Annotated in this window: 14 protein-coding genes and 1 pseudogene; 13 read left to right on the forward strand and 2 right to left on the reverse strand. The window is 60.3% G+C overall.

What is annotated here, in order from left to right:
- The first annotated feature begins 18 nt into the window (after positions 1-18).
- From tmk to araH, 13 genes are all read left to right on the forward strand, one after another.
- Positions 19-651: a dTMP kinase gene (gene tmk / locus AC1RDQ_RS25435; protein ID WP_057713719.1), complete on the forward strand. Its 633-nt coding sequence runs from the start codon at positions 19-21 to the stop codon at positions 649-651.
- Positions 644-1,630 carry a DNA polymerase III subunit delta' gene (locus AC1RDQ_RS25440; RefSeq protein ID WP_492588428.1) on the forward strand — a complete coding sequence of 329 codons (987 nt, stop codon included), beginning with the start codon at positions 644-646 and terminating at the stop codon, positions 1,628-1,630. Before tmk ends, AC1RDQ_RS25440 begins: the two co-directional genes overlap by 8 nt.
- A 67-nt stretch (positions 1,631-1,697) precedes the next feature.
- Positions 1,698-2,483: a TatD family hydrolase gene (locus tag AC1RDQ_RS25445; RefSeq protein WP_057713721.1), complete on the forward strand. Its 786-nt coding sequence runs from the start codon at positions 1,698-1,700 to the stop codon at positions 2,481-2,483.
- Between the two features lie 342 nt (positions 2,484-2,825).
- Positions 2,826-3,464 (forward strand): TetR/AcrR family transcriptional regulator, encoded by a 639-nt coding sequence (locus AC1RDQ_RS25450; RefSeq protein WP_492588429.1) that lies wholly within the window; start codon positions 2,826-2,828, stop codon positions 3,462-3,464.
- 137 nt (positions 3,465-3,601) lie between these two features.
- Positions 3,602-4,570 (forward strand): GTP 3',8-cyclase MoaA, encoded by a 969-nt coding sequence (locus tag AC1RDQ_RS25455; RefSeq protein WP_492588431.1) that lies wholly within the window; start codon positions 3,602-3,604, stop codon positions 4,568-4,570.
- Positions 4,571-4,738: 168 nt separating this feature from the next.
- Positions 4,739-5,347: a DUF4823 domain-containing protein gene (locus AC1RDQ_RS25460; protein WP_057713723.1), complete on the forward strand. Its 609-nt coding sequence runs from the start codon at positions 4,739-4,741 to the stop codon at positions 5,345-5,347.
- Between the two features lie 16 nt (positions 5,348-5,363).
- Positions 5,364-5,924: a DUF1285 domain-containing protein gene (locus AC1RDQ_RS25465; protein WP_008050421.1), complete on the forward strand. Its 561-nt coding sequence runs from the start codon at positions 5,364-5,366 to the stop codon at positions 5,922-5,924.
- A 191-nt stretch (positions 5,925-6,115) separates the two neighbouring features.
- A complete protein-coding gene (locus tag AC1RDQ_RS25470) occupies positions 6,116-6,832 on the forward strand; it encodes a FadR/GntR family transcriptional regulator (protein ID WP_057713725.1) in 717 nt (238 codons plus the stop codon).
- Between the two features lie 128 nt (positions 6,833-6,960).
- Positions 6,961-7,836 (forward strand): SMP-30/gluconolactonase/LRE family protein, encoded by an 876-nt coding sequence (locus tag AC1RDQ_RS25475; protein ID WP_492588432.1) that lies wholly within the window; start codon positions 6,961-6,963, stop codon positions 7,834-7,836.
- A 274-nt stretch (positions 7,837-8,110) separates the two neighbouring features.
- Positions 8,111-8,929, forward strand: coding sequence for an SDR family oxidoreductase (locus AC1RDQ_RS25480; RefSeq protein ID WP_090457189.1), 819 nt, complete (start codon positions 8,111-8,113; stop codon positions 8,927-8,929).
- Positions 8,930-9,071: 142 nt separating this feature from the next.
- Complete coding sequence (locus tag AC1RDQ_RS25485; protein ID WP_090457187.1) at positions 9,072-10,076, forward strand: substrate-binding domain-containing protein; 1,005 nt, start codon at positions 9,072-9,074, stop codon at positions 10,074-10,076.
- A gap of 64 nt (positions 10,077-10,140) precedes the next feature.
- Complete coding sequence (araG, locus tag AC1RDQ_RS25490) at positions 10,141-11,685, forward strand: L-arabinose ABC transporter ATP-binding protein AraG (RefSeq protein WP_492588433.1); 1,545 nt, start codon at positions 10,141-10,143, stop codon at positions 11,683-11,685.
- A 12-nt stretch (positions 11,686-11,697) separates the two neighbouring features.
- Positions 11,698-12,666, forward strand: a complete 969-nt coding sequence (araH, locus tag AC1RDQ_RS25495) for an L-arabinose ABC transporter permease AraH (protein WP_090457976.1) — start codon at positions 11,698-11,700, stop codon at positions 12,664-12,666.
- Between the two features lie 51 nt (positions 12,667-12,717).
- Here araH and AC1RDQ_RS25500 read toward each other — a convergent pair whose 3' ends face one another.
- Complete coding sequence (locus tag AC1RDQ_RS25500; RefSeq protein ID WP_057713730.1) at positions 12,718-13,041, reverse strand: hypothetical protein; 324 nt, start codon at positions 13,039-13,041, stop codon at positions 12,718-12,720.
- Positions 13,042-13,122: 81 nt separating this feature from the next.
- A pseudogene (locus AC1RDQ_RS25505) lies at positions 13,123-14,327 on the reverse strand (MFS transporter).
- Between the last annotated feature and the right edge of the window lie 187 nt (positions 14,328-14,514).

The following is a 14,514-nucleotide window of genomic DNA, read 5'->3' on the forward strand; positions in this document are numbered from 1 at the left end:
TCTGATTAAGGACTGCCTGTGACTGGCTTGTTTATTACTCTGGAAGGCCCGGAAGGCGCCGGCAAGAGCACCAATCGCGAATACCTGGCCGAGCGCCTGCGCGCCGCCGGCATCGAGGTGGTGCTGACCCGCGAGCCGGGTGGCACGCCGTTGGCCGAGCGCATTCGTGAAGTGCTGCTGGCCCCGGTCGATGAAGTCATGAACCCGGATACCGAGTTGCTGTTGGTGTTCGCGGCGCGTGCCCAGCATCTGGCCGAGGTGATTCGCCCGGCGCTGGCCCGCGGTGCCGTGGTCTTGTGTGATCGTTTTACCGACTCGACATACGCCTATCAAGGCGGCGGTCGCGGCTTGTCGCTGGAGCGCATCGCGACCCTGGAAACCTTCGTCCAGGGCGATCTGCGCCCGGACCTCACTCTGATTTTCGATCTGCCTGTCGAGGTCGGCCTGGCCCGCGCCAGCGCTCGTGGTCGTCTGGATCGCTTCGAGCTCGAAGGCCGGACCTTTTTCGACGCGGTACGCAGTGCCTTCCTCAAGCGGGCCAAGGCGGATCCGGCGCGTTATGTGCTGGTCGATGCTGCCCAGCCGTTGGCACAGGTTCAGCAATCGCTGGATGCCTTGCTGCCGCGCCTGCTGGAGTTGAGCCGTGGCTGAGGCCTATCCGTGGCAGGAAAACCTCTGGCAGCAACTGGCCGGTCGCACCCAGCATGCGCACGCCTACCTGCTGCATGGCCCTGCCGGAATCGGCAAGCGGGCACTGGCCGAGCGCTTGATGGCCAGCTTGCTGTGCCAGCGCCCGAACGCGCTGCAAGCCTGCGGCGAATGCAAATCCTGCCTGCTGCTCAAGGCTGGCAGCCATCCGGATAACTACATCCTGGAGCCGGAAGAAGCCGACAAGGCGATCAAGGTCGACCAGGTTCGCGACCTGGTCGGTTTCGTGGTGCAGACCGCGCAGTTGGGCGGGCGCAAAGTGGTGCTGATCGAGCCGGCCGAGTCGATGAACATCAACGCCGCCAACGCCTTGCTCAAAAGCCTTGAAGAACCGTCCGGCGATACCGTTCTGTTGCTGGTCAGCCATCAGCCGAGCCGCTTGTTGCCAACCATCAAGAGTCGCTGCGTGCAGCAGGCCTGTCCGCTACCGGGCGAGGCCATGAGCTTGAAGTGGTTGGCCCAGGCGTTGCCGGAGTGCTCCGAAGATGAGCGCGTCGAACTGCTGACGCTGGCTGCCGGTTCGCCGCTGGCGGCGGTCAATCTCCAGGCCCAGGGCGTGCGTGAACAGCGCGCGCAAGTGGTGGAAGGGGTGAAAAAACTCCTCAAGCAACAGCAGTCGCCGACGCAACTGGCCGAAGAATGGAAAAACATTCCGATGTTGCGCCTGTTCGATTGGTTCTGCGATTGGTCGAGCCTGATCCTGCGCTATCAATTGACTCAGGATGAAGCCGGCCTCGGCCTGACCGACATGCGCAAGGTCGTGCAATACCTGGCGCAGAAAAGCGCCCAGGGCAAAGTCCTCGATATTCAGGACTGGATCCTCGCCCAGCGGCAGAAAGTTCTGAGCAAGGCCAACCTCAACCCGGCCTTGTTGCTGGAAGCATTGCTGGTGCAATGGGTGTCGTTGCCTGCCCAACGATGACTGTCTGCGCCTAGACTCTGAGTATCAGAACATCCGACCGTCCCACCCATACAAGTTGCAGCCCTTTATGCTCGTAGATTCCCATTGTCACCTTGATCGCCTTGACCTGACCGCCCACGAGGGCTCCCTGGATGCTGCCCTGGAAGCTGCCCGGCAGCGTGGGGTGGGGCACTTTCTGTGTATCGGTGTCAGCGCGGACAACGCGGCCGACGTCAAGGCCCTGGCCGAACGTTATGACGATGTCGACTGCTCGGTAGGCGTGCACCCTCTGGATGTGCAGCCGGGGGCCGCGCCGGCGCTGGACTGGCTGTTGCAGGAGCTCAATCACCCGCGGGTGGTGGCGATTGGCGAAACCGGCCTCGATTACCACTACGAGCCGGAAGCGGCAGAGTTGCAGCAGGAATCGTTCCGCCTGCACCTGCAAGCGGCGCAGCAGACCGGCAAACCGGTAATCATCCATACCCGTGGCGCCCGCACCGATACCCTGGACTTGCTGCGGGACGCGGCGCTGCCCCAGGCAGGCGTGTTGCATTGCTTCACCGAAGACTGGGAGATGGCGAAGGCCGCGCTGGACATGGGCTATTACATTTCCCTGTCCGGGATTGTCACTTTTCGCAATGCCGACGCATTGCGTGATGTGGCCAGCAAGGTGCCGGCCGACCGTTTGCTGGTGGAAACCGACTCGCCGTACCTGGCACCGATCCCCTATCGCGGCAAACCAAACCTGCCGCAGTACGTGCGTGAAGTTGCGGAATTTCTGTCAATGTTGCGCGGTGAGCCCTACGAGCGGTTTGCTGAGCAAACCACGGCGAATTTCAAGCGACTGTTCCCGCTGGCACACGTAAAAGGTTAAATCGCAGGCAAAAAAAACCCGGGTTCTGGGGGGTGAATCCGGGTTAAGACCATTAGGAGTAAAACAATGGCACGCGGTCCGTTGGTACCAATATCGGCGTGACACTTGGGGGAGATGCCCCGCCGACAGTTCAAGTATTGATCAGGATTGCGCCTCGTCCAGTTTACCGGTCCGGGTTTTTAAACAAATTTGGAATACGTGCGCTTCGGAAGAGTTCTCATCACCCTGTAAACGTACGCGGAATGACCAGAAAGCGCAGATATGGTCGGATGATCCGTGCATTTTTGCGTAAGTTAGGCATAATACGCGGCTTCGAATTTTGACCCCGACAGACCTTTTCTTATGCATAAAGAACCTCGTAAGGTCCGTGAATTCCGTCGCCGCGAGCAGGAAATTCTCGATACCGCGCTCAAGCTGTTCCTCGAACAAGGTGAAGACAGTGTCACCGTCGAGATGATTGCTGATGCCGTCGGTATCGGCAAAGGCACGATCTACAAGCACTTCAAATCCAAGGCGGAAATCTATCTGCGCCTGATGCTCGACTACGAGCGCGATTTGAACGCTCTGCTGCATTCGGCCGATGTCGACAAGGACAAGGAAGCCCTGTCCCGGGCCTACTTCGAATTCCGCATGCGCGATCCACAACGCTATCGCCTGTTCGACCGCCTCGAAGAGAAAGTGGTCAAGGGCAACCAGGTGCCGGAGATGATCGAGGAGCTGCACAAGATCCGTGCCTCGAACTTCGAACGCCTGACCTTGCTGATCAAGGGCCGGATCAGCGAAGGCAAGCTGGAAGACGTGCCACCTTACTTCCACTACTGCGCGTCCTGGGCGCTGGTGCACGGTGCCGTCGCGCTGTATCACTCGCCGTTCTGGAGCAATGTGCTGGAAGATCAGGAAGGTTTCTTCCAGTTCCTGATGGACATCGGCGTGCGCATGGGCAACAAGCGCAAGCGTGACACCGACACTTCCGGCAACTGAGCCATTCAGTTGCCTTATTGCGCCATGATTTCGCTACATGGCGCAGTAGCGCAGGAATATACTCAGGTAGAGGACTTGCTAAAACTTGATTTCTGAGTCAAGTTTTAGCGGCCCGATATTCTTCCGCCGGAGTGACCATGATCGTTGATCGTCAAGGCAGGCGTTTTCGCAACTTGCGAATCAGTCTGACCTCAGCCTGCAATTACGCCTGTACCTACTGCGTGCCCAACGGCAAGCGGCTGGTGGCTGCGCAGGATGAATTGTCGGCCGAAGCCATGGCGCGCGGCGTGGCTTATCTGATTGAAGCGGCGGGCATCGAGCGTCTGCGCATTACCGGCGGCGAGCCGCTGGTCAGCCCGAAACTCGAAGCGTTCATGACGGCGGTCGGGCAGATGGGCCTGGAAGACATCAGCCTGACCACCAATGGACAGTTACTGGCGAAGAAACTGCCGCTGCTGGTGAACGCCGGCATTCGGCGCCTCAACGTCTCCCTCGATACTCTCGACGCCAGTGCGTTCCGCAGTATTGCCCGGGGCGGCGACCTGGCCACCGTGCTCGACGGCATGAGCGAGGCCAGTGCGGCCGGCATGAAGATCAAGGTCAACATGGTGCCGCTGCGCGGACAGAACCTCGATCAAGTGATGCCGCTGCTCGACTACTGCCTGGAGCGCGGTTATGAATTGCGCTTCATCGAACTGATGCGCATGGGCCACCTGGCCAACGATGCCAATGCTTTTCTGCAGCAGTTCGTCAGTCTCCAGCAATTGCTGAGCCTGATCGGCGAGCGCTACGAATACCTGCAAGCCGATGCCCCGGTCGATGCGACGGCCGTTCGATATGAAATTCCCGGCCAGGGTTATTTCGGCGTGATCGCCAACGAGAGCGTGCCTTTCTGCCGTACCTGTTCGCGACTTCGTTTGTCTTCCACCGGGTGGCTGCATGGCTGCCTGTCGTCGAGCAATCGCCATTACATCGGTGATCTGCTGGACAAGCCACGCCATCAGGCCCTGCCGGCCTTGCAGCGGCTGCTGGTGAAAGCCTTGGGTGACAAGCAGGAAGTGGCGTTCTCTGGCGGCGCGACTGTCATGAAGATTATCGGCGGTTGAACCTGCGCAATCGCGAGCAAGCTCGCTCCCACGGGTGATATGCAATCCCCTGTGGGAGCGAGCTTGCTCGCGATTCGGTCTGTCAGATGCTGATGTTAATGAGCTGGCGCGGAAGCTGCATCCTACGGCCATTCGCCGGTTTTCCGACACCGGCCTCTGGAGGATAGGATGCGTAGCCTGGTTTTGCTGCTGGCCGTTTTGGCACTTGGTGGCTGCATGAACGTCAGCGATATGGCCGAAGGGACTCGTTACCATATGAGCGATGCGGGGCTGCTTGATCACAGTGACAGTCGTCGCGTAAACAACCTGCGCATTCAGCCGGACTCGTTCGTCTACATCGCCCAGGGCGCTTTCATGCCGCCGGGCAGCGCCGTTTATCCACGGCCCAACGTGATTGCCGAAGTCGCGTTCGACGGCTTCGTCGAATATTTCCCGATGGTCCGCCGTGCCCGTACGCCGGAAGGCCTCGACCAGGCCATGGGCGAAGCCCGTGCGGCCGGTGCGCACTATCTGCTCTACACCCGGTTTGCCAAGTCTGACGACCGTATCGGCAACTCGGACGAGTGGCTGGACCAGGAAGCCCTGGATCGTCTCGGCATCGACAGCGGTATGATTCAGATCATGTTGATCGAGACCAGCACCCAGTATTTGATTGATACTGCAACCATCAAGAGTCGTGGCGGTTTACTGACGTTCCACGATAAAAAACCCGAAGACCTGATGGGCCCGCCGCTGGAGCAATACGCGCGCAGCCTGCTGGGGCTCAGCGACCAGTAATTTCAAGGAGAACGCCATGAGTGGCCCGCAAAAAGCCAACGACTTGCTGGGGCAAATCCCCAAGACCAAAGGCTTGCCGCCGGTGCACCTGTGGAATCCCGATTTCTGCGGCGACATCGACATGCGCATCGCCCGGGACGGCACCTGGTATTACCTGGGCACGCCGATCGGGCGCAAGCCGATGGTCAAACTGTTCTCCACTATCATTCGCCGCGACGGCGATGATTATTTCCTGATCACTCCGGTGGAAAAGGTCGGGATCAAGGTTGACGATGCGCCGTTCGTGGCGATCGCGGTGGACGTGGAAGGCGAGGGCGAGGCGCAGGTGTTGCGCTTTACCACCAACGTCGATGAAACCACCGAGGCCGGCGCCGATCATCCGATGCGTGTGGTCATCGACCCGGTAACGCAAGAGCCTGCCCCTTACGTGCATGTGCGCAGCAATCTTGAAGCGTTGATCCATCGCAACGTGTTCTATCAATTGGTGGAGCTGGCGGTGAGTCGCGAGATCGACGGCCAGCGCTGGCTCGGTGTATGGAGTGGCGGCGAGTTCTTCCCCATCGGTCTCGAACCCTGACCCATAACCCTGTGGGAGCGAGCTTGCTCGCGATGAGGGCATAACATTCAACATCCATGTTGCCTGTTACTCCGTCATCGCGAGCAAGCTCGCTCCCACAGTGGTTTCTGCGAACACTCAAAAAATCAAATTGACATCCAATCATATGATGATTAGCGTGGGCCTCCATTGCGAACGGCATTGAGGTGTCCATGTCCAGCAGCTTTCATGCATCGACGGTTGACTGGCTGGGTTGCTGGCTCGCCACGGGGCAGGTCAAGCCAGGTGAGTCACTCAAGGTCGAAGCCGACCTCGGCGAACAACTCGGCGTGAGCCGCACGGTCATCCGTGAAGCCATCAAGACCCTGGTTGCCAAAGGCATGCTCGAGGTCGGGCCGAAAGTCGGCACGCGGGTATTGCCAGTGCGGCGCTGGAACCTCTTCGATCCACAAGTCGTTGGCTGGTTGTCGCGCAGCGGCTTACCGGAAAACTTCGTCGACGATCTGCTCGACCTGCGCCGCACCATCGAACCGATGGCCGTGCGCTGGGCCTGCGAGCGCGCAACCGGCGAACAGGTGAACGAGATCCTGTTGGCCTGCAACGCGCTGGAACGGGCGGTGGACAGCGGCATCGATTACAACCGCGCCGATCAGTTCTTCCACGAGTGCATCCTCGCCGCCAGCCACAATCAATTCATTGAACAAATGGTTCCCGCCCTCGGCGCGTTGCTGGCGGTGGCCTTTGAAGTGTCCGCCGCCGACCCGGATGAACTGCGTCGCACCCTGCCGATTCACCGGGACCTGGCCGAGGCTATCGCAGCCCGGGATACCGCCCGGGGTGTCTGGGCCTGCATGACCCTGATCGATAACGCGGACCTTGCGATCAAGCGTTACTACCCGCAAGTCATGGCCGATAAAAAAGCCAGCTGACAGCTCGAACCACTGTAGGAGCGAGCTTGCTCGCGATGGTGTATTCAGCTACCACCAGGTCGACTGGCACACCTTCGCGAGCAAGCTGGCTCCTACACAATAAAAACAAGAACAACGCAGGAGGTTTCATGGCGTGGACTGCGGTGACCGAGCATCGGGCACGACTGGGCGAAGGCCCGTTCTGGGATGCGCCGACCCAAGCCCTGTACTGGGTGGATATCGCCGGTAAGCAGGCGTTGCGGTTGATCGGCGCCAACGTGCAGATCTGGCAGATGCCGGAGCACGTGTCGGCGTTCATTCCCTGCGAAAGCGGCGATGCCCTGGTGGCATTGAGCAGCGGCGTGTATCGGCTCGATCTCGATTCACCGGGCCTGGCGCCGCGCCTGACACTGTTTTGCGTTGCCGATCCGCAACCGGGCAACCGCCCCAATGAAGCCCGTTGCGACGCCCAAGGCCGGCTCTGGCTCGGCACCATGCAAAACAACATCGGCGCAAACGGCGAAGACCTGCCCATCGTCCACCGTTCCGGTGGACTGTTCCGCATCGATCGCGCCGGGCGGGTTGCGCCGTTGCTGCGCAATCTGGGCATTCCCAACACGCTGCTGTGGAGCGATGACGCCACCAGCGTGTATTTCGGCGACAGCTTCGACGGCACCTTGTATCGACATTTCATCCGTACCGACGGAACCCTCGATGCGCCGCAGGTCTGGTTTGGTCCGCACGAGCGTGGCGGCCCGGATGGTTCAGCGATGGATGCCGAAGGTTTTATCTGGAATGCCCGTTGGGACGGCAGCTGCCTGCTCAGGTTGAGCCCGGACGGCAAAGTCGATCGGATCATCGAACTGCCGGTCAGTCGTCCCACCAGTTGCGTGTTCGGCGGTTCAGACCTCAAAACCCTGTACATCACCAGTGCGGCCAGTCCGCTGGGCCATCCGTTGGATGGGGCTGTGTTGTCGATCGCAGTGGATGTGGTTGGAAAACATTGCACGCGCTTTGCTGGATAAATCCCAAAATATGGGATGTAAATATATATATTGAGATTTGTCGCGGGCCGGGTTTATAGTCGGCCCCACCAGTTACATGCACTCACACTTAAAAAAACAAAACAGGTGAAGTGATGCAGCGAATTTCCCCCGTGCTCCCTTGCGGAGCCTGTGCCTCAGAACGTTTCCAGGCTGAAACGTTTTCACACTCACCTGTTTCCTACCCAGCGCCTTTTTGACCGGACATCGACAGATGCCCGGTTTTCGTCGTGTTTTCGAACAGGAGTCTTGATCCATGGCTGAACCATTGTCATTGCCACCGGTGCCCGAACCGCCCAGGGGCGAACGCCTGAAAAACAAGGTCGTCTTGCTGACCGGTGCCGCCCAGGGTATTGGCGAAGCGATTGTGGCGACCTTCGCGTCCCAGCAGGCCAGGCTGATCATCAGCGACATTCAGGCCGAGAAAGTCGAGAAAGTCGCGGCGCATTGGCGAGACCAGGGCGCCGATGTGGTGGCGATCAAGGCCGACGTGTCGCGTCAGCAGGACCTGCACGCCATGGCCCGGCTGGCGATCGACCTGCACGGCCGGATCGATGTGCTGGTCAACTGCGCCGGGGTCAACGTATTCCGCGATCCGCTGGAAATGACCGAGGAAGACTGGCGTCGCTGCTTTGCCATCGACCTCGATGGTGCCTGGTACGGTTGCAAGGCGGTGCTGCCGCAGATGATCGAGCAGGGCGTCGGCAGCATCATCAATATCGCGTCCACCCATTCCACCCACATCATTCCTGGCTGCTTCCCGTACCCGGTGGCCAAGCATGGCCTGCTCGGCCTGACCCGCGCGCTGGGCATCGAATATGCGCCCAAGGGTGTGCGCGTCAACGCGATTGCGCCGGGCTACATCGAAACCCAGTTGAACGTCGATTACTGGAACGGTTTTGCCGACCCCCACGCCGAACGCCAGCGAGCGTTTGACCTGCACCCGCCGCGCCGTATCGGGCAGCCGATCGAAGTGGCAATGACCGCCGTGTTCCTGGCCAGTGATGAAGCGCCGTTCATCAATGCCTCATGCATCACCATCGATGGTGGTCGCTCGGTGATGTACCACGACTGAGTGATCGGGCTTTCCGGCGCCTTGCTACGCCTGAAATCCAATCATCATACGATATGACTATTGGCAGTATGTTTTTACCGCCCGTTGGTTAACAAAGAACGCTTTCAACGAGTGCTCAAGAAAAATAACAAGGAGTCAGCTTATGAATCGTCGTCATGCTATCCGTTCCCTGTGCTGTGCCGCGTTGGCGGTCTCGGCGTTCAGCCTGAGCAACACGCTGCTGGCAGTCGAGGAAGTGAAGATCGGTTTCCTGGTCAAGCAGGCCGAAGAACCCTGGTTCCAGACCGAGTGGGCCTTTGCCGAAAAGGCCGCGAAAGAGAAAGGCTTCACCCTGATCAAGATCGCTGTGCCCGACGGTGAGAAAACCCTTTCTGCCATCGACAGCCTCGCGGCCAATGGCGCCAAGGGGTTCGTGATCTGCCCGCCGGACGTGTCCCTTGGCCCGGCGATCATGGCCAAGGCCAAACTCAACGGGTTGAAAGTGATCGCCGTCGATGACCGTTTCGTCGATGCCAGCGGCAAGTTCATGGAAGACGTGCCGTACCTCGGCATGGCCGCTTTCGAAGTCGGCCAGAAACAAGGTAATGCCATGGCGACCGAAGCGAAGAAACGCGGCTGGGACTGGAAAGACACCTATGCGGTGATCAACACCTACAACGAGCTCGACACCGGCAAGAAGCGCACCGACGGTTCGGTGAAAGCGCTGCAGGATGCCGGCATGCCGAAAGACCACATCCTGTTCGCGGCCCTCAAGACCCTCGACGTGCCGGGCAGCATGGACGCTACCAATTCGGCCCTGGTGAAACTGCCAGGGGCGGCGAAAAACCTGATCATCGGCGGCATGAACGACAACACCGTGCTCGGCGGTGTGCGCGCCACCGAGAGCGCCGGTTTCGCCGCAGCCAACGTGATCGGCATCGGCATCAACGGTACCGACGCCATCGGCGAGCTGAAGAAACCCGACAGCGGCTTCTACGGCTCGATGCTGCCGAGCCCGCACATCGAGGGCTACAACACCGCCAGCATGATGTACGAGTGGGTCACCACCGGCAAAGAACCGGCGAAGTACACCGCCATGGATGACGTGACGCTGATCACCCGCGACAACTTCAAGCAGGAACTGGAAAAGATCGGCCTGTGGAACTGACGGCCGTTTGACTTCAGCGGCGGCCTCGGCGGCGGGGTCGCCTGATCGGTGTGAAGAGGTGGTTATGCACGCGCAAACAATCCAACACGAACACAGCCTTACCGGCAGCTTGCGCTTCAACGGGATCGGCAAGACCTTTCCCGGGGTGAAGGCGCTGGACAACATCAGCTTCGTCGCCCATCCGGGACAGGTTCACGCCTTGATGGGCGAGAACGGCGCCGGCAAGTCGACGCTGCTGAAAATTCTCGGCGGGGCCTACACGCCTTGCAGCGGTGCCTTGCAGATCGGCGAGCGGACGATGGACTTCAAGTCCACCGCCGACAGCATCGGCAGTGGCGTCGCGGTGATCCACCAGGAGCTGCATCTGGTGCCGGAAATGACCGTGGCCGAGAACCTGTTTCTCGGGCATCTGCCAGCCAGTTTCGGCCTGATCAATCGCAGCACCCTGCGCCAGCAGGCACTGGCCTGCCTCAAAGGCCTGGCCGATGAAATCGACCCGCAGGAGAAAGTCGGGCGCCTGTCTCTCGGCCAGCGGCAACTGGTGGAAATCGCCAAGGCTTTGTCCCGTGGCGCCCACGTGATTGCCTTCGACGAACCCACCAGCAGCCTTTCGGCAAGGGAGATCGACCGCTTGATGGCGATCATCGGCCGGCTGCGGGACGAGGGAAAAGTGGTGCTCTATGTCTCCCATCGCATGGAAGAAGTATTCCGCATCTGCAACGCGGTGACGGTGTTCAAGGACGGGCGCTACGTGCGCACGTTCGATGACATGAGCCAACTGACCCACGATCAACTGGTCACCTGCATGGTCGGGCGCGACATCCAGGACATCTACGATTACCGCCCGCGCCAGCGCGGCGCGGTGGCACTCAAGGTCGACGGACTGCTCGGGCCGGGGTTGCGCGAGCCAGTGAGTTTCGAGGTGCACAAAGGCGAAATCCTCGGGCTGTTCGGGCTGGTTGGGGCCGGTCGCACCGAGCTGTTGCGCCTGCTCAGTGGCCTGGCGCGCAACAGCGCCGGACAGCTGAAACTTCGAGGCCATGAACTGAAGCTGCGTTCACCCCGGGACGCGATTGCCGCCGGGATCCTGTTGTGCCCCGAAGACCGCAAGAAGGAAGGCATCCTGCCGCTGGCCAGCGTCGCCGAGAACATCAACATCAGTGCGCGCGGCGCCCACTCCACCTTCGGTTGCCTGTTGCGTGGCCTGTGGGAGAAGGACAACGCCGAGCAGCAGATCAAGGCGTTGAAAGTGAAGACGCCCAACGCGACGCAGAAAATCATGTACCTGTCCGGTGGCAATCAGCAGAAGGCCATTCTCGGTCGCTGGCTGTCGATGCCGATGAAAGTGCTGCTGCTCGACGAACCCACACGCGGCATCGACATCGGTGCCAAGGCCGAGATCTACCAGATCATCCATAACCTGGCAGCCAAGGGGATCGCGGTGATTGTGGTGTCCAGCGACTTGATGGAAGTCATGGGCATTTCCGACCGCATCCTGGTGCTGTGCGAAGGCGCCCTGCGTGGCGAGCTGAGCCGCGAACAGGCCAACGAATCCAACCTGCTGCAACTGGCTTTGCCGCGCCAACGCGCCGACGGCGTGGCGAACTGAGAGGTGACTATGATGACAACCCAAAACAACACCCTGCCGACCACGCGTAAACCGCTGGACCTGCGGCGCTTCCTTGATGACTGGGTGATGCTGCTGGCGGCGGTCGGCATCTTTGTCGCCTGCACCTTGCTGATCGACAACTTCCTTTCACCGCTGAACATGCGTGGCCTGGGCCTGGCGATTTCCACCACCGGCATTGCTGCCTGCACCATGTTGTATTGCCTGGCGTCCGGGCATTTCGACTTGTCGGTGGGCTCGGTGATTGCCTGTGCCGGGGTGGTCGCGGCGGTGGTGATGCGCGACACCGACAGCGTGTTTCTCGGTGTCTGTGCGGCGCTGGTGATGGGCCTGATCGTCGGGTTGATCAACGGGATAGTGATCGCCAAGCTGCGGGTCAATGCGCTGATCACCACGCTGGCGACCATGCAGATCGTGCGCGGTCTGGCCTACATCTTCGCCAACGGCAAAGCGGTGGGGGTGTCCCAGGAATCGTTCTTTGTGTTCGGTAACGGCCAGATGTTTGGCGTGCCGGTACCGATCCTGATCACCATCGTCTGCTTCCTGTTCTTCGGCTGGCTGCTGAACTACACCACCTACGGGCGCAATACCATGGCCATCGGCGGCAACCAGGAAGCGGCGCTGCTGGCCGGTGTGAATGTCGACCGGACCAAGATCATCATCTTCGCCGTGCACGGTGTGATCGGCGCGTTGGCCGGGGTGATCCTGGCCTCGCGCATGACCTCCGGCCAGCCAATGATCGGCCAGGGTTTCGAATTGACGGTGATCTCGGCCTGCGTGCTGGGCGGGGTGTCATTGAGTGGCGGGATCGGCATGATCCGGCACGTGATCGCCGGGGTGTTGATTCTGGCGATCATCGAAAATGCGATGAACCTGAAGAACATCGATACGTTTTATCAGTATGTGATCCGGGGTTCGATTTTGCTTCTGGCCGTCGTGATTGACCGCCTGAAACAGCGCTGACACCCCATTACACCTGTGTGCGAGCTTGCTCGCGATGACGGACTGGCTTCATTACTCTCTCAAATGGCTTTCCTCGTCCTCGGTGGTGCTTGAACCGAGGCCGCCACTGCCGGGTGTTTTTTTGTCCGGCAGGTTCGTCCCGCCCTGACGTCCCGCGTCGTTGCCTTGAATCCGCGGGTCGGTGCCGGTGGCGGGCGGCAGGTTTTGGTCGATCGTCGTGCCATCGGTGTTCATGCCGGGGGCACTCTGGATGGCGGGAGCCCTGGGTTTTTCCACCGGATTGGTCGGGCCGGTGCTCGAGCCGATGGTTCCGGCGAAGGAGGCGGCGGATAAAAGGGCAGTGAGAACGAGGGCGGTCAACCTGGACAGGGTCATGGTGGTGTCTCCAGCGAGTAGAGTCCTTACCTGATTAGTCCGCCCTCGATCCGGATGGGTGCATTGTCAGCGACGAACGGCTCAGGCCTCCTCCAGTGCCCTGACCGCTGTGGCTCTACGCCAGATCAAGCGGCCCACGGTGATCAGCCAGTTGAGCGAGGCAACCGCCAACACCGTGAGCAATAGTGTGGGCATGCCTTGCTCGACGATGATTTTCCCTGCCAGCAATGGAAATCCGAACACGCCGATGAAGTACGACAGGCTGAACAGCAGCAAGGATTGTGCGGTGGTGCCGTTCGGCGCTTCATTGGCGGCCAGGCCGTTGATCACCGAGTAGGTCAGGCCGTAACCGATCCCGAGCATCACCGCCGCGAGCACGTAGCTGACGCTGCTGTCGACGACAACACCGAACATCACGATCGATGCCAGCATCAGCCCCGAAAGCAGGCACGATGCACGCAATGGATCGCGCTTGACCACGAAACCGGCAACCAGCATGCGGCCGATGATCGCCGCGCTCATGAAGCCGAGGAAGAACAGCGAATAGTCGAGCGAGCGCGCTGCGGCATAACTGGTTTGAAAGCTCGACAGACCACCGAACACGCAGCCGCCGAGACCAACCATGATGATCGGGAAAACGGCCCTGGACGACAGCACCTGACCCGCTGCACGCCAGGAAATTCGCGACACGCTGCCAGATTGCGCGGGCGCCGGTTTCAGTTGTCGATCCAGGCGCCAGAACAGCAATACGCCGATCAGGCTGGCCAGTGCCGCCAGGTAAAACGCCGCGGTCACCGGATAGCCAAGCGCACTCGCCGCGCGCCGAGCAAAGGGCCGCTGCCGATCCCGGTCATCATGCTTCCGGACAACAGGGCGAAGTATCTGGCGCGCTGCGCGGGTGTCACCAGGCTTGCCACGATGATCGGCCCCAGGGTGTAGAACACGCCCCAGCCCAAGCCCAGCAGCAGGCCGAAAAACAACAACAGGTGACCGAAGCCCGGGGTCAGGGCGAAGCCCAGGCTGGCGGCTACCAGCAATACACCGAACAGCGCCACCGAGCGGGCGGCACCGAGCAGGTCGGACAAATGACCGGAAACAATCACCGCTGCAAAGGTGCTGAGCATTGCCGCCGAAATCACACTTCCGGCGTCGTGTTCGTTACCGCCGCGAGAACCAATCAGCAACGACAGCAGAAACGTCGAGCCGTAGGACAATGACAACAGGTAACTGGCGAGGCAAAAAAGGCCGAACAGCTTGTTTGAAACTGGGGGTGTTGCGGTGGGCATGACGCGGTTCCTTGACCGGATAAATGAGCAGCGCGTCTATCTAACCACGCAGACCCCGAATATTAGGTCCGAGGTTATCGATTCCAGGGTTAGTGCCGGCCGGAGTAAACCCCCTTTGTAGGAGCGAGCTTGCTCGCGATGAATCCGAGAACACCGCGTGTATCCAGAAAGCACGCGTTATCGTTAA

Source organism: Pseudomonas sp. GW823-FHT02E01 (genome assembly GCF_058797535.1).

What these genes read in the sequence shown, in the direction of transcription:
- AC1RDQ_RS25460 (WP_057713723.1), top strand. Translation starts at nt 4,739, where the DNA reads ATGCGTAGCCTGGTTTTGCTGCTGGCCGTTTTGGCACTTGGTGGCTGC.
- AC1RDQ_RS25465 (WP_008050421.1), top strand. Translation starts at nt 5,364, where the DNA reads ATGAGTGGCCCGCAAAAAGCCAACGACTTGCTGGGGCAAATCCCCAAG.
- araH (WP_090457976.1), top strand. Translation starts at nt 11,698, where the DNA reads ATGACAACCCAAAACAACACCCTGCCGACCACGCGTAAACCGCTGGAC.
- AC1RDQ_RS25450 (WP_492588429.1), top strand. Translation starts at nt 2,826, where the DNA reads ATGCATAAAGAACCTCGTAAGGTCCGTGAATTCCGTCGCCGCGAGCAG.
- AC1RDQ_RS25455 (WP_492588431.1), top strand. Translation starts at nt 3,602, where the DNA reads ATGATCGTTGATCGTCAAGGCAGGCGTTTTCGCAACTTGCGAATCAGT.
- AC1RDQ_RS25475 (WP_492588432.1), top strand. Translation starts at nt 6,961, where the DNA reads ATGGCGTGGACTGCGGTGACCGAGCATCGGGCACGACTGGGCGAAGGC.
- AC1RDQ_RS25445 (WP_057713721.1), top strand. Translation starts at nt 1,698, where the DNA reads ATGCTCGTAGATTCCCATTGTCACCTTGATCGCCTTGACCTGACCGCC.
- AC1RDQ_RS25480 (WP_090457189.1), top strand. Translation starts at nt 8,111, where the DNA reads ATGGCTGAACCATTGTCATTGCCACCGGTGCCCGAACCGCCCAGGGGC.
- araG (WP_492588433.1), top strand. Translation starts at nt 10,141, where the DNA reads ATGCACGCGCAAACAATCCAACACGAACACAGCCTTACCGGCAGCTTG.
- AC1RDQ_RS25500 (WP_057713730.1), bottom strand. Translation starts at nt 13,041, where the DNA reads ATGACCCTGTCCAGGTTGACCGCCCTCGTTCTCACTGCCCTTTTATCC.
- AC1RDQ_RS25470 (WP_057713725.1), top strand. Translation starts at nt 6,116, where the DNA reads ATGTCCAGCAGCTTTCATGCATCGACGGTTGACTGGCTGGGTTGCTGG.
- AC1RDQ_RS25485 (WP_090457187.1), top strand. Translation starts at nt 9,072, where the DNA reads ATGAATCGTCGTCATGCTATCCGTTCCCTGTGCTGTGCCGCGTTGGCG.